The 21,678-nt window shown below is 62.9% G+C and carries 19 protein-coding genes and 1 pseudogene; 15 read left to right on the top strand and 5 right to left on the bottom strand.

The genetic code is table 11. The features are described 5' to 3' along the window. The first annotated feature begins 10 nt into the window (after positions 1 to 10). The 11 genes from ABDX79_RS18395 to ABDX79_RS18345 all read left to right on the top strand — a co-directional run bounded on the left by ABDX79_RS18395 (position 11) and on the right by ABDX79_RS18345 (position 10,225). Positions 11 to 727 (top strand): helix-turn-helix transcriptional regulator, encoded by a 717-nt coding sequence (locus ABDX79_RS18395; protein WP_346221767.1) that lies wholly within the window; start codon positions 11 to 13, stop codon positions 725 to 727. Between the two features lie 752 nt (positions 728 to 1,479). Then, on the top strand, positions 1,480 to 2,394 hold the full coding sequence (locus tag ABDX79_RS18390; RefSeq protein WP_346221790.1) for a 50S ribosomal protein L11 methyltransferase: 915 nt from the start codon (positions 1,480 to 1,482) through the stop codon (positions 2,392 to 2,394). A gap of 10 nt (positions 2,395 to 2,404) precedes the next feature. Further along, complete coding sequence (locus ABDX79_RS18385; protein WP_346221766.1) at positions 2,405 to 3,832, top strand: iron-containing redox enzyme family protein; 1,428 nt, start codon at positions 2,405 to 2,407, stop codon at positions 3,830 to 3,832. Further along, positions 3,823 to 4,179 carry a Rieske 2Fe-2S domain-containing protein gene (locus ABDX79_RS18380; RefSeq protein WP_346221765.1) on the top strand — a complete coding sequence of 119 codons (357 nt, stop codon included), beginning with the start codon at positions 3,823 to 3,825 and terminating at the stop codon, positions 4,177 to 4,179. The genes ABDX79_RS18385 and ABDX79_RS18380 overlap by 10 nt, the downstream gene beginning before the upstream one ends. Before the next feature lie 77 nt (positions 4,180 to 4,256). Further along, complete coding sequence (locus tag ABDX79_RS18375) at positions 4,257 to 5,510, top strand: ATP-grasp domain-containing protein (RefSeq protein WP_346221764.1); 1,254 nt, start codon at positions 4,257 to 4,259, stop codon at positions 5,508 to 5,510. A gap of 71 nt (positions 5,511 to 5,581) precedes the next feature. Next, positions 5,582 to 6,520 (top strand): alpha/beta hydrolase, encoded by a 939-nt coding sequence (locus tag ABDX79_RS18370; protein WP_346221763.1) that lies wholly within the window; start codon positions 5,582 to 5,584, stop codon positions 6,518 to 6,520. Between the two features lie 38 nt (positions 6,521 to 6,558). Further along, a complete protein-coding gene (locus ABDX79_RS18365; protein WP_346221762.1) occupies positions 6,559 to 7,800 on the top strand; it encodes an MFS transporter in 1,242 nt (413 codons plus the stop codon). 158 nt (positions 7,801 to 7,958) lie between these two features. Beyond that, positions 7,959 to 8,771, top strand: a complete 813-nt coding sequence (locus ABDX79_RS18360; protein ID WP_346221761.1) for a methylated-DNA--[protein]-cysteine S-methyltransferase — start codon at positions 7,959 to 7,961, stop codon at positions 8,769 to 8,771. After that, positions 8,768 to 9,478, top strand: a complete 711-nt coding sequence (locus ABDX79_RS18355) for a 2OG-Fe(II) oxygenase (protein ID WP_346221760.1) — start codon at positions 8,768 to 8,770, stop codon at positions 9,476 to 9,478. Before ABDX79_RS18360 ends, ABDX79_RS18355 begins: the two co-directional genes overlap by 4 nt. A gap of 18 nt (positions 9,479 to 9,496) precedes the next feature. Continuing rightward, on the top strand, positions 9,497 to 9,835 hold the full coding sequence (locus tag ABDX79_RS18350; RefSeq protein WP_346221759.1) for an alpha/beta hydrolase fold domain-containing protein: 339 nt from the start codon (positions 9,497 to 9,499) through the stop codon (positions 9,833 to 9,835). Positions 9,836 to 9,955: 120 nt separating this feature from the next. Then, a complete protein-coding gene (locus ABDX79_RS18345) occupies positions 9,956 to 10,225 on the top strand; it encodes a hypothetical protein (protein ID WP_346221758.1) in 270 nt (89 codons plus the stop codon). Between the two features lie 75 nt (positions 10,226 to 10,300). Here the strand turns inward: ABDX79_RS18345 and ABDX79_RS18340 are convergent, their stop codons facing one another. Beyond that, on the bottom strand, positions 10,301 to 10,687 hold the full coding sequence (locus ABDX79_RS18340) for a type II toxin-antitoxin system VapC family toxin (RefSeq protein WP_346221757.1): 387 nt from the start codon (positions 10,685 to 10,687) through the stop codon (positions 10,301 to 10,303). Next, on the bottom strand, positions 10,687 to 10,962 hold the full coding sequence (locus ABDX79_RS18335; RefSeq protein ID WP_346221756.1) for an AbrB/MazE/SpoVT family DNA-binding domain-containing protein: 276 nt from the start codon (positions 10,960 to 10,962) through the stop codon (positions 10,687 to 10,689). The genes ABDX79_RS18340 and ABDX79_RS18335 overlap by 1 nt, the downstream gene beginning before the upstream one ends. Before the next feature lie 530 nt (positions 10,963 to 11,492). Between ABDX79_RS18335 and ABDX79_RS18330 the strand changes: the two genes are divergently transcribed. The 4 genes and pseudogenes from ABDX79_RS18330 to ABDX79_RS18315 all read left to right on the top strand — a co-directional run. Next, a complete protein-coding gene (locus ABDX79_RS18330) occupies positions 11,493 to 13,271 on the top strand; it encodes a sigma-54-dependent Fis family transcriptional regulator (RefSeq protein ID WP_346221755.1) in 1,779 nt (592 codons plus the stop codon). Between the two features lie 136 nt (positions 13,272 to 13,407). Next, on the top strand, positions 13,408 to 15,225 hold the full coding sequence (locus ABDX79_RS18325; protein ID WP_346221754.1) for an NAD(P)/FAD-dependent oxidoreductase: 1,818 nt from the start codon (positions 13,408 to 13,410) through the stop codon (positions 15,223 to 15,225). 210 nt (positions 15,226 to 15,435) lie between these two features. After that, complete coding sequence (locus tag ABDX79_RS18320) at positions 15,436 to 16,491, top strand: 2,3-butanediol dehydrogenase (protein WP_346221753.1); 1,056 nt, start codon at positions 15,436 to 15,438, stop codon at positions 16,489 to 16,491. 475 nt (positions 16,492 to 16,966) lie between these two features. Then, positions 16,967 to 17,406 (top strand): annotated as a pseudogene (locus ABDX79_RS18315) (IS6 family transposase); the annotation flags it as partial. A gap of 88 nt (positions 17,407 to 17,494) precedes the next feature. Here the strand turns inward: ABDX79_RS18315 and ABDX79_RS18310 are convergent. From ABDX79_RS18310 to repA, 3 genes are all read right to left on the bottom strand, one after another. Next, positions 17,495 to 18,454, bottom strand: coding sequence for a helix-turn-helix domain-containing protein (locus ABDX79_RS18310; RefSeq protein WP_346221752.1), 960 nt, complete (start codon positions 18,452 to 18,454; stop codon positions 17,495 to 17,497). Between the two features lie 148 nt (positions 18,455 to 18,602). Then, positions 18,603 to 19,796 carry a plasmid partitioning protein RepB gene (repB, locus tag ABDX79_RS18305; protein WP_346221751.1) on the bottom strand — a complete coding sequence of 398 codons (1,194 nt, stop codon included), beginning with the start codon at positions 19,794 to 19,796 and terminating at the stop codon, positions 18,603 to 18,605. Between the two features lie 249 nt (positions 19,797 to 20,045). Beyond that, the gene (gene repA / locus ABDX79_RS18300) at positions 20,046 to 21,272 is read right to left on the bottom strand and encodes a plasmid partitioning protein RepA (RefSeq protein ID WP_346221750.1); all 1,227 of its coding nucleotides are present in this window, start codon (positions 21,270 to 21,272) and stop codon (positions 20,046 to 20,048) included. Positions 21,273 to 21,678 lie beyond the last annotated feature (406 nt).

Raw genomic sequence — 21,678 nt, 5'->3', positions numbered from 1 at the left:
ACAGCCCCAAGTGGACTCCGTATATCGCTTTATCGACAGTATGACGTCTGCCGTGCAGGTGGCTGATTCAGTTGAGGGTTTCTTGCAGGAACTGTGCGCTGGCAGTTGCGTCGAACACGCCACGTTTCAGATGGTGATCGCCTCAGCGAACCGGTTGGCCGTCCCCTACGTCAAGACGACGTATTCCGAGAATTGGATCCGTTTTTATCTCTTGAACAACCTGATGAAGGTTGATCCGGTCATCCGGTACGCCCAATCCGAGGGAAAGTCGTTCTTCTGGAGCGAAATTGTCTTATCACACGCAGAAAAACTGTTGATGCAGAACGCCAAGAACTTTGGGATTTCGTCTGCCGGGTTCACCGTTCCCACGGTGGATGTCGGCCCCTACCGAGGATTGTTCTCGATCTGCGCAGGCGACATGGTGGAAGACGATTGGCAACGCCACATCGAAGGGCGTCGCCGCGAGTTTGAGCATATCGCCCACAGACTGCACTTTTTGGCGCGCACCGAAATTGATCCCTACGCGAGCTACGCCGCCAACCTTTCCCGCCGCGAGATCGAATGCCTGCGTTTCATCTCCGAAGGCAAGACACACACCGACATGGCTGAGATCATGGGCATATCGGAGCACACGGTGCGCAGCTACTGTCGCGCCTTGCGGCTCAAGCTCAACTGCTCGACCTTGGCGCAAGCGGTGGCCAAGGCGTTCTCGATGGGTCTGCTCTGACCGTCTGCCCGACAGCGGTCGTTCGACGACGCGCGCGAGAACACGCCGGCAGCGTAACTCAAGTCTCGTCTAGACTAATACCGGCGGACCTATGAAATCATCGGTTTCATGAGTCGTCGGCAGCCCGAGCGGCGTCTGAGCCGTTTGCCGGGCGTGGATTGACCCAACGGGTCAATTCATCGTCCGGCGGTATAAGAGTCAAAAGAACGATTGCGCCGACCGGGTGGCGATCGGCGAGGCGGCTTCGCGCCCAGCCATAAGCTGCGTGGCGGAGAAAAGCGCGGTGACGCAGGGGGCGCCACCGGCGCCCAGGGTTCTCGGCTCGCTCCGCCGCCGCACATACGCCGCTGCCTTGCGCGGGATCGTGTTGGCCTGGCGAACCCATTTGCGCAGCGTCTCGGCCCAGCAGCCAATCTCGCCGCGATGAGGGCGATGGCCTCTCACGGCGAGGAGGTATCGCCCTGATGCTCCCGAGCCATGCGAACCGCCCGTTCCTGGAGCTTCGGCGACTCCCTCTTCGATATCGATTTCGTCATGACAACCCAACTCTCCCCGAACTTGAGGTCGCCGGGAAAGTCGGTTCGGTTGAGGGTCGGCGGCGTCGGGCCCTCTGTCCAGCCAAACACATTTGTACGGATCGCTGCGCTCCCCAGTCCCTGTCAATCTGTGTCCAGGCCGATCGGATCCGCCATGGAGCGGCATTCTGCCGGTTTCGATCCCGTACCATGCCCTGGGAGGCAAGATTGAACCTCGTGACCGAAACGCACCTGAATACCGCGGAACGTGTGATGGTTCCGGCCGGATTTCTGCGCGAAAAGCGCGGCTTTCCGACCTGGCATTTCTCGATGATGAACGACCAGAGTCGAAATCGCGCGATTCTGGAAGCAATCCGAGCGCTTGACCTTAAGGACAAGACTGTCTTCGAAATCGGAACCGGCGCTGGACTTGCCGCGATCTACTTCGCGTCTTGCGGAGCCAAGCACGTTTACACGTGCGAAATGGACGATCAGTTCTACGACGTCGCCGTGCGCACAGTCGCCGCCAACAATCTTTCCAACCGGATCACCGTCGTCAATGCCGCCAGCACGCAATTCATCCGCTCGGGTGAGATGCCTGTCACGCCGGATATCATCTTCACCGAGACGCTCGATTGCGGCGTGGTGGGCGAAGGATACGAGATCGTCGCGAATGACATCGCGGAGATCGCCGGCGAACACACCGTGATCATGCCGTCCGAAATCCGGCAATACGGCTTCATGGTGAATTCCGAGGAAATCGCCTCGCTGAACCGCGTGATCGATGGAACGGATATCGACCTGTGTTGGATCAACCGGTTCTCGACGAAGTCGTACTTTCCGATCCGCTACCAGCTTTATGCGTCCCGGACGCTGTCGCAGGTCCAGGAAATTCGGCGCTACGACTACCGGGCGGCATCGCCGAACCGGACCACTTTCTCGCTGAAGGCCTATGGATCAGGACCCTGCCACGGAGTGGTGTCCTACTTCCACGCCAACTTCGGAAAATCGACCGTGTCCAATGACGTGCGTGACAGCGGGCACTGGCACCAGGCGTTCCACCCCTTCCCCGAGCCGCTCCACGTCATCACTGGACACACCTACAAATTCGCGATGGCGAACGACGGCTCCTTGTCGCTCGTGACTGATTGAGGAAGATGTCATGAAAAACAACATCAAAGACGTGAAGGTCGTCGGCGACTTCTCGACCGGCAACCATGATCTGTGCCGCGACGCGATCCTGGGCTTCTGCGATTTACCGCTCTTCCACGACAACGAGCACCGCTACGAAGAGCGTTTCTTTGGCCGCCGTCTGCGTCCGCATGTGGTGAAACATCTCGATTTCTCCAAGCCGGTCAGCATGCAGGAGCTGCCGGAATACACCGTCTTCGCCGCGAACCGCATCCTCTTCGCGATGAACGAGGTGGATTTCCTGATGCTGCCACCTGAAAATCTTAACGGACCTGATTTCGCTGACCGTTATTCCGACGAAAAAGTCGCGCAGGCCTATATCGGCATGCCTTATCTCGAAAAGTACTTGTTCTCTTTTCTCGACAAGGAAATCGTCCTGTCGGACGACTGGAACCTGCGGCTGGTCGAGGAATATTTCGACAACTTTATTCGCGAGTCACGAGCCGTCGAAAGCCTTCCTTCGGCTGATGCCATCCTGAACTCGAGCCATCCGGAGATCGCGGCGCGTGACTTCCTGGTGCAGCTGTCGCCGGATTTCCTGATCGAATCGAGCCCCATGGCACGGTACGCCAGCGGCAATTACGGAAAACTTTCATCGGAGCTCTTCAAGATCATCATCGACGAGCTCGGCTACGGTGACTTCCAGAAGAAACATTCGACCCTGTTCGAGGAGACGATGATTTCGGCCGGGCTGAGCCCCGAGCCGCACAAGTACTGGCAATATTATCTCAATGGCAGCCTCTTGCTGGCCAATTACTACAACACCATCACGCGAAATCGGCGAAACATATTTCGCTATATCGGGGCTATCTTCCTTGCGGAAACAGGCTTCGTCACGAGCTGCGCCATCTGGAAAAACGCGCTGCGCAAGGCGCTGCCCAACCTCGATGTGCGCTATTTCGACGAGCACTGTCACATCGATATCGACCACAGCCGCATGGCCTTCGACGGATTGGTCCGGCCTTCGATCCAGAAATATGGCTCCTTCGCTGCGCGGGAAATCATCCGCGGCTTCGAAGAGGCCCGGCTGATCGCCGAATTCGCCGAAAACGATTTCGTCACCCAGACCAAGTGGAAGGACGACGCGATCGAGAAGACCCGGATCTACCGCAAGATCTGGCCCAAGGTCCGCGCCGCCTACGAGGCGGGAGAAATCCGCAAGGACAACCTCGATGAGCCTCGGGGTGAACTGTCGATCACCCACACCCATGACGGCGACGAGCTTTGCCACGTCACTGCAGGCGAGATGGAGTTTCTCAACGGGTTCCAGCTCTCCACCACGCTCAACGACGACGACGGCATCATCATTCAACACAACCGCCTGCACGGCGCGCTGATTCAGTCCGAGAGCTGCCAGTACGAGATCTACAGCATCGGAGACGTGAACAAATGGCTCTGAAAGAGGTCGAAGTCGGCCCGGGCAGACACGTTCTGGTCGAGATACCGCACGAAAACCAGCGTCTCGTCGTGTCCATCGACGCCGGAAGGGTGCGGGTGGCCAGTGACAAATGCCGCCACCGCGGCGGCCCTCTGCACCTGTGTTACCGCGACAAGGACAATGTGCGCCGCTGCCCCTGGCACGACCGGCGGGTGTTGCGGGACGAGTCCTACGACGGCATCTGCGCGACCTATTTCGCCAGTCGGGGTCTTTTGCGGCTCGTGGCCGACTATCCCGAGGGCCTGCCTTGGCCGATCCGCGTCGTGTCCGGCCCGGGGCCAGGGGCCGAAGTCGGCCAGACAGTCTGACCCGCAAAGCCTGTGGCGCGCCTCCCTCCCACGCGAGCGGGTCTCACCCTGCGCATCGTCACCGAAGGAATACGGAAATGTCCATGCCTCTCGACGGCCCGGCCGTCATAGTCGACCCCTATTCGTCGGGGGCCTTCTTCGCCAGCGCTTTCGAGCAGGTCGGCGTCCCGGTGATCGCGGTGATGTCTGCAGCAACACCGCCCGAAGTCTACGCGCCGTCATTCCGCCCACAGGATTTCGACATGATCCTGGTTGCCGAAGAAGGCGACCTTTCGGGCCTTGTCGATCGACTGAAATCGCTGAAGCCGCGCTGCATCCTGACCGGTTGCGAATCCGGCGTCGAGCTGACAGACGCGATCTCGCCGATCGTACGGCCTGAGCGGGCAAACAGCCCTGAAAAGGCGCAGGCACGCCGCCACAAGGGCGAGATGGCCCGTGCGGTCGAGGCCGCCGGCATCCCCAGCATGCGTCAGATCTGCACCGCGTCTGCGGAGGAGGTTGCCGCGTGGATCGCACGCGAAGGTCTTAAGGGCCGCGACCTCGTGATGAAGCCGCCGAAAAGCGCCAGCACCGACGGGGTCGTCAAGGTATCAGGGGGCGCAGGTTGGCGCGAACTGTTCGATCGCATGGTCGGGTCCGTCAACCGGCTGGGCACCGTCAACGACAACCTCGTCGTGCAGGAGTTTCTTAGCGGCACCGAATACGCAGTCGATACGGCTACCTATGCCGGCATCCACAGCATCGCCAGCGTCTGCCGCTACAACAAAACCGACAACGGCCCGTTCATGGCGATCTACGATACGATGGAGTGGATCCCCAGCGATGCCCCGCACCTGCCGGACTTGCGCGATTACGCCTTCAGGGTGCTCGACGCGGTCGGCATGCACTACGGGACCAATCACATCGAGATCATGGTGACAAAAGACGGTCCACGCCTGATCGAGATCGGTGCCCGGCCGCACGGTGGCGGGCATCCGCGGTTCTGCCGCCACGCCACCGGTGACAGCCAGGTCGATCGCATAGCGCGGCGCTTCGCCGAGCAAGGCCTGAGCGAGGACAGCTACGAGCTGAAGACCAATCTGACCATCGTCTTCCTGCTTTGCCGGACCGGGGGCGTGGTCACGAACCGCGCGGTGCTGAACGGGATCGCCGATCTGGAAAGTCACTTCTTTTCCAGGATCGACATCGCCGACGGCCAGACACTCGCTCCGACCTGCGACCTCTTTGCCAGCCTCGACATGGGTTTCGTCGCACTCGCCCACGACGACCCCGAACAGATCAGCGCCGACTGCCGCCGCATCCGCGCCTGGGAGGTCGCACTTTTCGACTGACGACGCGCAAGCGACGGCTTCTGACCGCGTGCCGTCCGCAATCCGCTATTTCAGAAAAGGGACCAGTTGCCATGAACATGCACACCCAACCCTATGCCGACGGCATCGCAGGCTTCATCGACGAATGTAACGGCATCATGTCGGGCGAATACCACACGCTCCCGATCCCTGAGCAGCGGGCCCTGTACGAGACACTTGCCGCCCGTTTCAACAAGCCGTTCCCGGCCGGTGTCACGAGCCGCGAGGTCGCGTTCGACAGCGAAGGGATCGAGCGCCGGTTTCGCATCTATCGCCACGACAGCCGGCAGTGCGCCGGCACGGTGTTCTACATTCGCGGCGGCGGTTTCGTCCTCGGCTCTCTCGATACGCATCACGGGCTCATGGGTGACATCTGCGAAGCCACGGGGCTGACCGTGGTGGCCGCCGATTTCCGCCTTGCCCCCGAGGCGCCGTTTCCCGCGGCGATCGACGATTGCGCCGCAGTGCTGGCCTATGTCCGCGCCAATGGCGAAGCGGTAGGCCTACCGCAAGGCAAGCTCGTGATCTGCGGCGACAGTTCGGGCGGCAACATGGTCGTGGCGCTCTGCATGCGGCTGCGCGATGCCGGCAATGGGTCAATCGATGCGCAGGTCCTGCTCAACCCGGTGCTCGATTTCTCGCGCTGGAAGAACGGCGGCGGTGATGCGCCGCTGCTCACCGCCGGCGAGATGGAGTTCTACACCGCCTGCTACGCGCCCGGCGATACGGTGCTGCACGACCATGTCTCGCCGTTCCTGCGGGCCGACTTCCAGGGGCTGCCGCCCGCCTACGTGATGGCGGCCGAGCTCGACTCGCTGCGGGCCGATTCCGAACGCTACGTCGACGCGCTGCGAAGCTATGGCATCGAAGCGGAACTGACGGTCGAGGACGGTCTAGTACATGGAGCGATCCGCGCCCGCTACCTCAGCGCCAGCGCCCGCGCCGCCTTCGACCGCGCATGCGCGAAACTCCTCGCATTTGTCGCCGAATGACGGTCACAGCGCGCAATCCTCAACATGGGAGCCCTGACATGACGCAGCCCTCGATTTCCCCTCGCAACGTCAATTCGCTGGTCGGCGCGAACCTGTTCGCTCAGATGGCCGACCAGCTCAGCCTCACGGCGATCCCCCTGATCGCGGTCTTGTATCTCGGCCTCGGCGCTGGCGGCGTCGGCACGATCAGCGCGCTGCAGACACTGCCCTATTTTCTGCTGTCGATCCCGCTGGGCGTGCTCGTCGACCGGGTGTCCAAGCGCGGCGTGATGCTCGCCACCGAACTGGTGCGGGTCTGCGCTCTGGTGGCCATACTGGCTTTGGCCTACTTCGACAGCATCGGGTTCTGGAGCCTGTCGATCCTCGGCTTCCTCGCCGCCTTCGGATCGGTCGGCTTCAACGCTTCGCTCCCGGCCTTCCTGCCGATCCTGGTCGAGAAGAGCCGACTGTCGTTCTACAATGGCCGGCTCGAACTGGTGCGCAGCATGAGCCTGATCCTCGGGCCCGCCCTTGCCGGTGCGCTGGCGGCCTGGTTCGGAGCCTCGAACGTCTTTGTTCTCGGCGTGGTGATGACCGTCCTGACCATGGGCTTCATCTCGCGGATCACAGTCGACGGGCGCACACCCCAGGTGGGAACCGGGAGTAAGACGCCGTTCGCCAACATTGCCGAGGGCGCATCCTTCATCTTCCGCGACTCGCGGCTTTCGACGATCATGCTGGTCGCCTTCGTCTGGAACTGCGGCTGGTTCGCGCTGCAGGCGGCATTCATGCCGCTGGCGATCAACACCTGGGGGCTGTCCACCGAGGTCGTGGGTTATGCGCTGGGCTGCATGGGCTTCGGCCTGCTGGTCGGCTCGTTCTGTTCGCAGCGCATCATCGAGATGCTAGGATTCGGCGCCTCTCTGGCCTTCGGGCCGGTGATCTCGTTCCTGGCAGCGATGCTGGTGTTGGCCAATGTGAACTACGAGACCGCGATCCTGCCGGCCCTGGCCTTCTTTCTCTTTGGCTTCGGCCCGGTGATCTGGGTCATCACATCCAACACTCTGCGCCAGGTCATCACGCCGACCCACATGCTGGGCTGCGTCTCGGCGATGTACATGACCACCAACTGGGGCGCGCGCCCCTTCGGCGCGATGGTAGGCGCTGTGATCGGTGCGACCTACGGAGAGGTGATGTGCCTGGCCGCGGCCGCCGCGCTGTTCTTCACGCAGATGGTGCTGGTTTTCGTCACCGGGCTGTTCCGCAGCCGTTTCGGCGCAGCCGGGACCGAAGCCACCTGATTCCGGTGGTTCCTTGGCGGGGCGGAGCGGGGCCTGGTGGCCCTGGCCGGTCCGACGCCGCTGAGCACGAAACCAGCTGCCGATACGTAAGGCCATGACACCTTTGTCCGGAAATCGGGTCGACCTCGCAGGAGGACGGCTTCCATACTGCGAACTGAATGTCCGACACACCCGCGGAGAAGACAGCGATGAATACCCATCACATAGCGGACTGCGAGCACGCGACCGCCGCCATCGATCCAGTCCTCGCCTCGGATTCCCCGATGGCGGCGCAGTTACGCGCCTGGGGGCACGTCGACCTGTCGGAGCTGGCCATCTACGCCGCGGCCGACTATCCGCGCCGCGCGCTGATCCCATCCCGCATGTCGCTGACCCAGGCCGCAGCGGCGGCGGCGGCGGGCCGGAACGATCTCGGTGTTTTGATCCGCGATACGGCGATCTCGCCGACGGCTGACATCGCGCATAGTCTTCACGACACACTGTTCGGCCCGGTGCTGGTTGCCTCAACCCGGCACGGAATCTGCTTCGCCGCATTCGCCGACGACCCCGAGGCGAGCCTCGCCGATCTTCGTGCGCGGTATACCGGGTACGAGCTCCGGTTCGACGACCAGCCGGAGCACCGGCGGGTCGCCGCCGCCGTTTGCGAACTCGGCGCTGGCGACCCGCCCTTTCGGCTCGATCTCGCCGGAACGCCGTTCCAGCGGTCGGTCTGGCGAGCGCTGCTGAAAATTCCCATGGGTGCGCTCGCGACATACGCCCAAGTCGCGGCCGAGATCGGTCGACCCGAAGCATCGCGCGCAGTCGGCGCCGCCATCGGCGCCAACCCGGTGGCGTTCCTTATCCCCTGTCACCGAGTGATCCAGAAAACTGGCCGGATCGGCGGCTTCATGTGGGGGCCCGATCGCAAGCGCGCGGTGATCGCCTGGGAAGGCGCGCGCCGGCACCACGGACCGAAAGATGCCCGAGCATGACCGACCCGGACCGCTTTGCCGCTTTTGACTGGGACATCGCCGCGGGCGACCTTGACGCGCGCGGTCACGCCCTCCTGCGCGGGGTGCTGTCGCCTGAAGAATGCGATCAGCTGATCGCCGGATACGGCGAGGAGGGCGCCTTTCGCAAGACTGTGCCGATGGCACGCTACCGCTTCGGCGAGGGGGAATACCGCTACTGGGACTATCCTCTGCCGAGCCTCGTCGAGTCACTCCGCAACGGGCTTTATCCGTATCTGGTGCCGATCGTGAACTCTTGGTTCGACAAGCTTGGCATAGACCCGAAAATGCCCGCCTGCCTGGCGGAGCTAAAGGCGCATTGTCACGCCAATGGCCAAACCAAGCCGACACCGCTGATCCTGCGCTACGGTCCGGGCGGCTACAACACTCTCCATCAAGACCTTTACGGCGAAGTGTTCTTCCCGCTGCAGGCCGTCATCACGCTGAACCGACCCGGGACAGATTTCGAGGGCGGCGAGTTCGTGATGACCGAACAACTGCCGCGCGCGCAGTCCAAGGCGTCGGTGCTGTCGCCGGGCCTCGGCGACATGGTTGTCTTCACCACCAATTTCCGCCCGGTGAAAAGTGCGCGCGGCTACTATCGCGCGCGGATGAGGCACGGGGTGAGCGCACTGCACAGCGGCCAGCGGCACGCGGTCGGAATCATCTTTCACGACGCGCAAAGCTGACCGGTCCGTGCGCCGGCGGTGGTTTATATCCATGGTGGCGGTTTCATCGCCAGAGAGCTGTCGGTCGCCGTCGGGATCGCCTCGGACATTGCGGCGACCCTCGGCGTCCGGGTGATCACCTTTCACTACCGGCTTGCGCCCGAGACTCGTTTTCCGGGGGCATTGGTCGACACGCTGGCGGTGGTGGAAGCGGCGATGGCACTGACCCGCAAAGGCGGGCGGCAATTGCGTGAGGTCGTTCCCGTGAACGCGATCCTCGACGTCCATCGCTGGGCGCGATGCAGGGTACTCGATGCCTCGCCGGGATGGTCCTGGTGGCGCTGTTCTACTCCGCGTCGCTGCTGGCGGTCGCGGTGAGCGGGCTGCGATCGGTCCGTAGCTATCAGGACCTTGCGGACGCAGGAACCATGGCCGTGTCCTGATCGAGCCGCTCTCGAAGAACGTGCCGCCGCCAAGTCAATACAGAAGGAACTTCCGATGTATCAAAGAGCTATTCAAGTGGCCCTCGTGTCGGTGGGCCTCGTCGTGCCAGTCGTGGCACAGGAGATCGCGCAGACCGGGAATGTCGCCACCGCGCCAGTTGCGGAAACCTCCGGACCGACGCGAACGGGCAAGGAAAGGCTGGCCGCAAAATGGACCGATGAGCAACGGGTCGACAATTGCAAAGTCCCGCCTGAGAAACGCGGTCCGGCCACGCGCCCCGTCGCCTGCACTTCGGATCAGGGCAACCGGAAGACAGCCAAGTAGCGTGACCGAGCCTTGTTGCCGAACCCGGCTGCCCACAAGACTGCTCCACGAAAACCGGAGCTAGGCGAACGCTTCTCAGCGGATATGTTCGAATTTGAGCCCGTTGATCTTCACCTTCTTCCATTCCCGGTCTGCAGTCAGGACGGTCACGCCCAGGCTGAGGCCGAGCGCCATGCAACTGCGATCGCCAAGACCTCGCCCGTACTGCCGCGTTTTCGTGGCGAGCATGCCCGATGCGTAAGCCGCAGCCTCGTCGTGACCGCGAACATCGAGGCGAAGGTCATCGAGAATTTCGTGGATTTCTTCGCCGGTCATCCCGACCAGCGCCAGTTCCTTGACCACCTCCTGCAGGTTCACTGCAGAGATCACCCCATTGCCAATGTGAGGCAGAACCCGATCGGCACCCTTCTCATTTCGAATGAAAGCGAGGATGGCCGATGCATCGAGAACGACGACTGCCATCAGCTGTTCTTCGTCGTATTGACCGTTTCGTCGGCATCGGCTTCGGTTCGCCGTTCAGCGAGGAAGTCGTCGACCGTCCGCTCCGACTTGGCATAACGCTTATAAAGCTCCTGCGCTCGCAATGCCCCGTGCTGGATCGGCGTCAGACGAAGTTCGTCACCTTCGACGGTCGCGATCACTTTCGTATCTCCGGACAATCCCATAGCTTGGCGTAGCGCCTTTGGCAGCACCATCCGCCCATTGGCCCCAACTCGAAGATCGACCGATTTGCTCATCGTGGGTTAATCCGAAAAGTTACACAAAGAGAAAATGGCATATAATGGATATCGCCACAACTTGAGAAGTTTCATAATCACGAATGTGTATGTGCGTTAGTGACCGGTTTAGCGCATATAAGGGTATGAATGTTCATAAAATGGGCGTCATGCGTTAAGCGCATGCTCATTTGTAGAGATGACGTTTTCTATACAACTTCGTTGATCATCGTCGTCAGCGCTGGGCCATGGTCCAATGGTTCTGCGGCTGGCGGGACGGGCCGCGCCGGTTTTGACGCAAAAGCGCGGACGGCATCCATGGCGCAACGTTCGGTGACCGGAAGGATAGGTGACATCGGCTGCTTTTTCCCGTGGCCCTTGATGCCGGCGTGGCGGGACGAGGCTGGCGTCAGGTCGAGGCCTGATCGCCCGTAAGCCTGAGGGCCGCTGAGAACGCATGGCGCATCAAGCGGCGATTGAGCGCACGGATTCTTACGTCGCCAACAGATCATGCTAGGGTTTCGTCTCGATTTCGGGGAGGAGATCGAGCGATGTCGGATCACAGTCATATCGATGAGATCGAACAGGTTCTGAAGGGCGGAGAGAGCGGGCGCGATCCTTGGGTTGCCGCGTCCTGGTCGCGCTGCGTCAACCAGTATGGAATGGACCCGCTGCGCCGGGAACCGGCTCATATCGTGACCGAGAGCGAATTGCGGGTGCACCGCGACCAGATCGAGCGGTTGATCGCCACCGCCCGCTCCGGTTTGAGCGCCCTTTACCGCCAGGTCTCCGGCCAGAACTATGTTCTTCTTCTGTCGAACGCGGCGGGCGTGTGTGTCGATTATTTCGGCGCGGACGAGGCGCGCGACTCCCTGCGGGAAGCCGGCCTCTATCTCGGATCGGACTGGTCTGAGCAACTGGCCGGAACCTGCGCGGTCGGGACCTGCCTTTTCACCGGCCAGGCGGTCACCGTGCATCAGGACGACCATTTCGGTATGGAGCACACAGCCCTGTCCTGTACCGCCGCGCCGATCTACGATCATCAGGGCAAGATCGCGGCGGTGCTCGATATCTCGCTCCTGCGCTCGCCGATCGCCAAGTCGAGCCAGCGCCTCGCCATGTCCCTGGTCGAGACCGCGGCGCGGCGGGTGGAACTGGCCAATCTTATGGATGTCAGCCGGCGCGAATGGGTGCTGCGTCTTTCCCGCTGTCCCGAATTTCTCGACGTCGATCCCGAAGCGGCGATCGCGCTCGACGGCTCCGGCCGGATCATCGGCCACACCCATGGGGCCGAAGCGCTGCTGCGTCTCGGACCCGATCCGCAACCCCTGATAGGCAGGCACCTGGACATGCTGACGGATATCGGCATCGACGATCTGCCCGACCGCATGCGGGACCGGCCACGCGAGGAGCGGATCGTCAGGCTGCCGGATGGGGACGCTCTCTTCGTTCATGCCATCGCCCCGCAAAGCGCGGCGACCCGCTCGCCCGTTCCGATCCAGATGCCGGCGCGCTTTGGCCCGCTGGCCAAATTCGCGGGGCCCGATCCGAAGATGGACGCGCTGATCGCCAAGGCCGAACGAATCGCGCAGACCGACATCCCGATCCTCCTCGTCGGCGAGACCGGAACCGGCAAGGGCCGGCTCGCCCGGGCGATCCAGGCGGTCTCGATGCCGAACGGGGTTTTCCGGACCTTCGAATGCGCGGGCGCCGATCAATCGAGCCTCGAAGCCGCCTTCGAGAGTGATCCAAGGCCGACCTGCCTCTTCCTGCGCGGTCTCGACGATCTCGCCGCTTCGATGCAGCCGCTCGTCGCGGCAAAGCTGAGAGCCAATCCGCATATACGCACCATCGCCTCGGCACGCGGTCCTCTCACCGGCGTCATCCGGCCGGACCTTTTCCACCGCCTGCGGGGCATGACCCTCGAAGTCCCTCCGCTTCGCGAGCGCCGCGACTTCGACTGGCTGGTCGAACGTTTGTTGCGCTACCGGGCGGCCGGATCTCGCCAGTTGACGGTCGGCGCACGCGCCGCCCTCGCGGCGCGCTCCTGGCCCGGAAACCTGCGCGAGCTGGAACATGTGCTTGATACCGCCGTCGCCCTGAGCGACGACGCCGTGATCGACGAGATCGACCTGCCGTCCCCGGACGACCGGGCGATGGAACGAGCGGCGGAACCGGCGGAGGAACTGGGCACGCTTCTGGCCGCCTGCGGCTGGAACATGGCGGAAGCCGCCCGGCGCCTCGGCGTCGACCGCTCGACGGTCAAGCGCCGGGCCGAACGGCTGGGCCTTGCGCCGGGTCGCAAGAACGGCGTTGCGATCGACCCGTGAATGTTGCGCGTCGTTGCACGCTGCAACGGCGCCGGCCCGAGATCGCGGATTTTTGCCGTCGAACGACCTGCGATTCTTGTTCGAGCGGCAGGGCCATTCCTATCGTCTGCCCATCAAGCATGAATGGGAGGAATGAATGCTCGATCAAGCTGTACATGTGGCAAGCGAGGCTGCCCAAAAGGTTGAGGACGTTCTCGAACGCTTCAACAGCGCGCTTGCCGCGCATGATCTCGACGCCGTCGCGGCGATGTTCCTGACGGATTGCTACTGGCGCGACCTCGTTTCCGTGACTTGGAACATCAAGACCGTGGAAGGGCCGGATGCCGTCCGGGACATGCTCGGATCGCAGCTCGCAAAGGTCGAACCCCTGCGTTTCGCCTTGCAGGAGGGCGAGGAGCCGAGCGAAGAGGATGGGGTCACGACGGCCTGGATCACCTTCGAAACGAAGGCTGGCCGCGGCTGGGGCCTGTTGCGCCTCAAGGACGGCAAGATCTGGACGCTCCTCACCGCCTTGCAGGAATTGAAGGGGTTCGAGGAGGCCAAGGGCTTCAGACGGCCGATGGGCGCCAAGCACGGCGCCGGCAAGAACCGCGCCTCCTGGAAGGAAGAGCGCGAGGCGGAAACCGCCGAGCTCGGCGTCACGACCCAGCCCTATGTCCTCGTCGTCGGCGGCGGCCAGGGCGGCATCGCGCTCGGCGCGCGGCTGCGGCAACTGGGCGTGCCCGCCCTCGTCGTCGACAAGCACGAACGGCCGGGCGACCAGTGGCGCAACCGATACAAGTCGCTCTGCCTGCATGATCCGGTGTGGTACGACCACCTGCCCTACATCAAGTTCCCGGACAACTGGCCGGTCTTCGCGCCGAAGGACAAGATCGGCGACTGGCTGGAAATGTACACCAAGGTCATGGAGCTGAACTACTGGACGAAGACCACCGTCAAGTCCGCAACCTATGACGAGGCGGCAGGCGAATGGACCGTCGAAATCGACCGCGATGGCGAGACCCTGACTCTGAAACCGAAACAGCTCGTGCTCGCAACGGGGATGAGCGGCAAGCCGAACCGGCCGAAATTTCCCGGCATGGAAGACTTCAAGGGCACCATCCAGCATTCCAGCGAACATTCCGGGCCCGACGAATGGGCCGGCAAGAAGGTCGTCGTCATCGGCTCCAACAACTCCGCCCACGACATCTGCGCCGCCTTGTGGGAGAACGACGCCGATGTGACCATGGTGCAGCGGTCCTCGACCCATATCGTCAAGTCCGACAGCCTGATGGAGATCGGCCTCGGCGCGCTCTATTCCGAACAGGCAGTCGCGAGCGGCATGACCACCGAGAAGGCGGACATGATCTTCGCCTCGCTCCCCTACCGGATCATGCACGAATTCCAGAAGCCGCTTTACGATCAGATCCGCGAGCGCGACGCCGGTTTCTACAAGGCGCTCGAGGATGCGGGTTTCGACCTCGATTTCGGCGACGACGAGTCCGGCCTGTTCATGAAATATCTGCGCCGTGGCTCGGGCTATTACATCGATGTCGGCGCATCCCAGCTCATCATCGACGGCAAGGTGAAGCTCTCGAAGGGTCAGGTCGACCGGTTTGTCGAAGACGGGATCGTCTTTGCGGACGGCACAAAGCTTGAGGCCGATCTGATCGTTCTCGCGACAGGCTACGGCTCGATGAATGGCTGGGCGGCGGATCTGATCAGCCAGGAGGTCGCCGACAAGGTCGGCAAGGTCTGGGGTCTTGGATCCGATACGACCAAGGACCCCGGTCCCTGGGAGGGCGAACAGCGCAATATGTGGAAGCCGACCCAGCAGGAAGCGCTGTGGTTCCATGGCGGCAATCTCCACCAATCGCGCCATTACTCGCTCTATCTCGCGCTTCAGCTCAAGGCGCGCATGGAAGGGCTCGACACACCCGTCTACGCCCTTCAGGAGCCCCACCATCTCGGCTGAGTTCGGCCTTTCGTCCGATCGAAGGTGAGAGGCGAAGCGCCTCTTCCTCGAAAAACACCTCAAGGCAGGAAGGGACCGGCAGCGACCGGCCCCTTTTGAACCAGGGCCGTCAGTCAGCCTGACGCCCGAGCGCCGGATCGTGATCGCGGCCCTCGCCGTGAGGCCGTTCGGCCGCCAACCCAAAACCCATTTCAATCAGGAGGAAGCCCCATGAAGGCAGCACGCTGGCATGCCGCCAAGGACATTCGTGTCGAGGAGGTCACAGAGCCGGATTGCGGTCCCGGCGAGGTCAAGATCAAGGTTGCCTGGACCGGCATCTGCGGCAGCGATCTCCATGAATACCTCGCCGGCCCGATCTTCATCCCGGTCGGCGAAAACCATCCGCTGAGCAAGGACAAGGCCCCGATTGTCATGGGCCATGAATATTGCGGCGAGATCACGGAACTCGGCGACGGCGTCACGGGTCTTGCCGTCGGCGACCGGGTGGCGATCGAGCCGATCTTTTCCTGTGGCGAGTGCCCGCCCTGCAAGGAAGGCTACTATAATCTTTGCGAGCATCTCGGCTTTGTCGGCCTGTCCGGCGGCCATGGCGGCTTTGCCGCCTATTCGGTCGTGCCGGCGCAGATGGCGCACAAGATGCCGGAAGGTCTGTCGATCGAACAGGGCGCCCTCGTCGAGCCGGCGGCCGTGGCGCTGCACGCCGTGCGCGGCTCGAAGATCAAGGCCGGCGACAAGGCCGCGGTCTTCGGCGCCGGTCCGATCGGACTTCTGACAATCGAGGCGCTGAAGGTCGCGGGCGCCTCCGAGATCTATGTGGTCGAGACCTCCGAAAGCCGCCGCGAAAAGGCCATGGAACTCGGCGCGACGCGGGTGATTGATCCGATGAGCGAAAACGTCGTCGAAGAGATCCGCAAGGCGAGCGGCGTCGGCGTTCATGTCGCCTTCGAGGTGACGGGGGTGCCGAAGGTCTTGCCCCAGGCGATCGAGGCGACGCGCTTCGACGGGCAGACGCTGGTCGTCTCGATCTGGGAGGGGGAAGCCTCGTTCCACCCGAACACCATCGTCCTGCGCGAAAAGGAAATCCGGGGCACGATCGGCTACCGCAACGTCTATCCCGCTGTCCTCGAACTCATGCGTCAGGGCTATTTCCAGGCCGACCGGCTGGTGACCAAGCGGATCGGCATCGACCAGATCGTCACGGAGGGGTTCGAGGCGCTGGTGAACGAGAAATCCCAGATCAAGATCCTCGTCGAAGCGCCCGCCTGATCGACTCGCAGACAGGCGTTTGATACCGACGACCCGCCGCGCGCGTCAAAAGCAGCGCGCGCGGATCGAAGCAAGAAGCCGGGGAGGCTGCGCCGCGAGGATCCGACGACATCGGCAAAGGGTGTTGCACTTCGCTTTGGAATGCAGGCTCGGCGGTTCTCTTGGCCGGGCCTGATCGGCGGCAGACTGGCAATCTCGACGATCATCTCGCGCAGGATATTGGCATCGGCTGTTCCGCTCGACCCGCGCGCGAGTGAGCGCTCGGCGACACCATGTTCAGGGACATGATCCTTTATTCTGACCAGGCGGCGGATCGTCATGCGCGGCCGGAATGAGGGTAGTCCAATCCGTCGCTGGCGCTGACGCGCGGATGGCCTTTGGGCTCGGCGCAAGGCCCTGTCGCAAACATTTCGGCTCAACGCTCTGGTGACCGTGTTCGTTGATTTTCGCGCTCTCACTGATGGAGAGCCTTGCCATGATCCTGAACACGATCGCCGAGAAGCTGAAGCGGCAGCTGAAGGACGACTTTAAAGGCCGGCAGTTCGAGGCCTGGCTGATCGGTCAGGCGGCGACCTCGTATCTGCGCTATCCGCTCAGCGACCGGGATCTCGAGGAGATGTTTGCCGAGCGCGGCTTTGCGGTCGATCATTCGACGATCAACCGCTGGGTTCTCGCCTACGCACCGCTGATCGAGAATCGGCTGCGCCGGTTCCGTAAGCCCCATTGCGGCCCATGCACGACATTGGCCGGATCGACGAAACCTATGTGAAGATCCGCGGCCAATGGCGGTATCTGTACCGTGCCATCGACAAGCACGGGAACGCTGTCGACTTCCTGCTCACCGCAAAGCGCGATGCCGATGCGGTCAGGCGCTTCTTCCGCAAGATGCTGAAAGACGAGCCGCTTCTGTCACCGCTGGTAAATCGGCAAACCCCTCCCCTTCAGCGAGAAGAGTCGCGCTGTCTGAGCCTCTGTGCTGACGGGCGATACGGTTTTCAGGCGATCATTCGCGCCGGATTTGCCTTGCCCATCCAATTTCTTCTTGGCCATTTGAATCCCATAAAGATGAATCTTTATCAGATTGGTTTCTGGATGACAGAAGTGTCACCCCTTGAACTTTGATGGAGGCGCCTTTCGTCAAAGCCTTCACGCTTGAAGCCCCCCTCCCCTCGCCCGGCGTGGCCGTTGAGAATGGCAGGAAGTCGCGTGTGAAAACGCTTTCGCCGAGCCAGCGGGCGAGCCCCTTGGCTTCGGTAAAGAACGGAAGCACCTTTTCCGTGATGGTCACCACCAGCCCCAGATGAAAGCCGCGCCGATCCGCCTTGATACGGGTCACGATATAGCCGTAGCGCTCCAGGTCCCTCAGATAGCGCGTGATCGAGCGCGTGGAGCGCGACAGGACGGCCGCCAGCGTGCCCTTGGTCACGCTCGTCTCATAGCCCTTGCCGGCGCGTGCGCGCATCACCTGAAGGAGCGCCTTTGCCTGCGGCGTCAGGCGATCGTCTCGGGCGGCGGTCGTCGCCATGGGATTGGCATATTGGCGGCTGTCATTGGGCGAGGGGCGCGTCGAGCGCGGCCGGGCAACCGGCGGGCGGGGCCTCCCGGGCACTTCGCCGGCAACGCGTCCCATCGCGCGGTTCGGCTTCAGGGTCAGCGCACCAATCTTCGCCGAGAGCCGCTGGGCCTCGGCCATGGAAATCAGCCCGGCCGCCTGATCGCGCCAGATTTTTGTCCGCGCCTCGAAATCGGGATGGGGTAATGCGGGGGACGCCGCGCAGCCCTCCCCGGCTTCCAAATCGGTGCCGATGCCAGCGAAAAGGTCGCGCACCATTGCCCGCTCGCGGCTGTCTGTTTGCGGCCCTGTCGGCGCTGACAACTGCCCATAGGGGTTCGTTCGCTCAAAGCCTTGCGAGGGCCTGAACGCCGGGCGCACGAGTGCCGTGCGGTCAAACTGATCCGTCATGAATTTCCTTGCGCGAGGCAAACGAAACCCGTGGCGGGGAACCGCGAAATCTATTGACGTGTGATTCGAGAGGGCCTAAATCGGAAGGTGTTCAACGTCTTCAGATCAGGTCCCAGGCGGCTCCCGCTTCGGGGCCTTTTCTTTTGCCCTAGTCTGCGCCCTCCCCGTCTGGTTTCGTCTCGCCGCTCGCCCCGTCCATCGCGGACGAAGCACGGAATTCCTCGAACAGGTCCGGCAGGCGCTCGGCAAGAAAGGCGGAGAATTCCCCGGCCGCCCTGCCCGTGAGCGCAATCTGGGGCTTGCCCCCTGCCCCGGTCCTGATGGTCGCGATCGCCTCTCCCGACGGATCGGCGATCGTTTTCGTGTCCGCCTTCTTGCCGCCTGCGCCGCGCCCCTCGCTCCACGCCGTCATGCGCTTCAAAAGCGCGCGGAACCGGGCATCGCTATCGGCAATATTGGTAAAGCTCTCGCGGGCCGTGAATTCGTTTGCGATCTCGCCGCCGCCCCGTTTCGCGATCATCTCGCCAAGCTCGCCCCAGCGCGGCCGTCCGGCCTTGGGCGCAGCGCCGATGCGCCGCACGATCGTCTCCGGCACGCGGGTCGCGACCTGAAGAAGCCGCGTCAGCTGGGTGTTGTCGATGGAGAGCGCTGCGCGGATCGTCTCGCGGGGAAAGCCGCGCTCCTCCAGCGTCCGGGCGAACAGCGCCCGCTCGATGAAGCTGAGATCCCGGCGCTCGGCGTTTTCCCGCCCCTGGGAAAGGATCAGCTCCTCGTCTGTGAGCGGGCGGACGATCGCGCGGACCTGAAGGCCGAGCTCGCGCGCCGCCCTCACCCGGCGATGGCCGTAGGCCGTTTCGAAGAAGCCCCGAGCGGCCTTTTCGGGCTCCGAATGGGGCCGCAGCAGAACCGGCACGGCCTGACCGCTCGCCTCGATCGAAGCCTTCAGCGCGTCGAAACCCGCATCGGGATCGCCCGCGCGGGCCAGCCGGTCGGAGATCGGCGAGGGCAGGATCTTCTCAGGATCGATCAGCACCACATGGCCGCCGCCGGCAATCTCTTCGCGTAAGGTTTTCGCGGCTTCCGCCTCGCGGCGCAGTTCGCCCCAGGATTCGCGCATGGCGTTGATCGCGCCCGAGCGCATATGCTCGCCGGCGCCCAGACGGGCGAGGGGCTTTTGCGTTTCGCTCCCGGTCTTGTCGCTCTCTTCGGTGGAACCGGACGGCGTCGCGACCTCATCGCCGGAGGTTGCTTTCGGCGTCCTTTCGTCTGTGGTCGCGCCGTCGCTGCTTGTCTCGCCGCCACCGGACAGAAGGGCCCGCAGCGCATCTTTACGTTTCACCATGAAGTCCCCTCCTTTCCGATTGTGGCTGGCACGAGCTTTCCGTTTGCGCCCGGCGCAAAACGCATCGACCGGGCCTTGGCGCGCAGTCTGCCAGAGGCGCGGAGGGCGGGGATAAGTTTGGCGCGATTGTCACCTGGCGCGTCATGCCACACCGGAGTCTCGCCACGGAGCCCGAACCCGTGCCCTGAAATGATGAAACGCCGATCGCGGCGGCACGCCAGACGCGGGCGGCAGTGTGAAACCGGCGCGTCATGTCCGCCCCCAGGCCTGTTTCAAGAGGGTTTCCACCTCCGCGTTGACAGCTGTCAACGCTTCGAGCGCCCGGTCATAGGTGCCGCGCGAGAAGTTTTCGCGGCCCACCTCGTATAGCGTCTGCTTGGTCAGCCCGGCATCGGAAATGGCGGTGGATTTCACCATGGCGTTGGTCAGAACCCGCGCTCCGAACTGGGCCCTGAGAAAGCCGGCGATCTGTGCCTGCGGCCCGTCATGGGGCTCGTAGCGCGTCACGAGATAGCGCAGGAAGTCGAAATTGAGTTCGGCCCCGGCCTCGCGCACCACCGAGAGAAGGTCCGAGGTCATGAACAGGAACTGGCTCATGGAGGCGACATCGAGCATCTGCGGATGCACGGTGACGAGAACCGAGGTCGCGGCGCAAAGCGCACCGAGGGTGAGAAAGCCGAGCTGGGGCGGGCAGTCGATCACCACCACATCGTAATCGTCGCGCACCTCGTCGATCGCCGAACCGACACGGGCAAAGAAAGGCAGGTCGTCCACCACATCCATCGCGCCGCCCTTTTCGGCAAGCTGGCGCGGCGTCGTATGCTCGAACTCCTGAAGCTCCAGATTGCCGGGCACCAGATCGAGACCGTCGAAATAGGTCCGGCGCACGATCTCGCGGAGGGGCCGGCGGCGCTCGTCATAGCGGATCGCGGCGTAAAGGGTCTCGTTCTCTTCGAGATCGAGTTCCGGCTGATAGCCGAGCAGCGCCGAAAACGAGGCCTGGGGATCGAGGTCGATGGCAAGGGTGCGGTAGCCCTGAAGGGCGAGATATTGCGCAAGATGGGCCGAGGTCGTCGTCTTGCCCGAACCGCCCTTGAAATTGGTGACGGCGATGACCTGAAGATGCTCGCCGGCTTTCTCGTCGCGCCATCTTAGATATTGCCGCGCCTTCGCGCTGCCCGGCTCGTGCTGGTCGGCGAGATAGCGGCGCAGCGCGTTGATCGTCTCCAGCGTATAGGAGCGCCGGCCATTGCCGTGGGTCTCGGGCTGGGGCCCGTCGCCGGAAATGGAAAGCTGGCGCAGATAGCCATCGGAGACGCCGATCAGCCTGGCCGCCTCGCCGGAGGTGAAGGCGCGAAGGGCTTTCTGCGAGGTCGGCGGAAACAGCCGCTCGCGCATGGCCGAGAGCTGGCTGGAGAGCAACTCCGCATCCCGCGCAATCTGTTCGTCGGCTTTTCCCACCGCGTCCAAGCTCATATCATGCCCGCCATGTCGTCCATCTTTTTGGTTGGCCCGCATATCACAAGCGAGGGCGGGACCCGAAATTTCGGTCACGACGCGCCACCGCGATTGCGGTTCCTCACCTTTGTTACGCCTCGAAGATGGATCGACGCTTGTTATCCGTAAGCGACGATGGCGAAGCCAGTGAGTCGAGTCAAGCGGCTGGTGTTTTCGCGTTATTGACGGCCGGATGCTGCAGACGGCCGCTTTGCAAGCGTCAGGGTGTGAAACGCAGGCATTGCGATTGACAGCTGTCAACCGGTGATACAGTTGCGGCCGCGTGGCACTGATTCCGCCTTTCGTCATTCTCGGGCTCCGTCCCGAGAATCCAGCCGTTTCTTTTATGAGCGGAAGAGTTCGCCCTTCTGGATTCTCGGGACGG

Origin of the sequence: Fulvimarina fulva, assembly GCF_039652615.1 — a bacterium.
Lineage (GTDB): Bacteria > Pseudomonadota > Alphaproteobacteria > Rhizobiales > Rhizobiaceae > Fulvimarina.
This window is presented reverse-complemented; position numbering and strand designations above follow the sequence as displayed.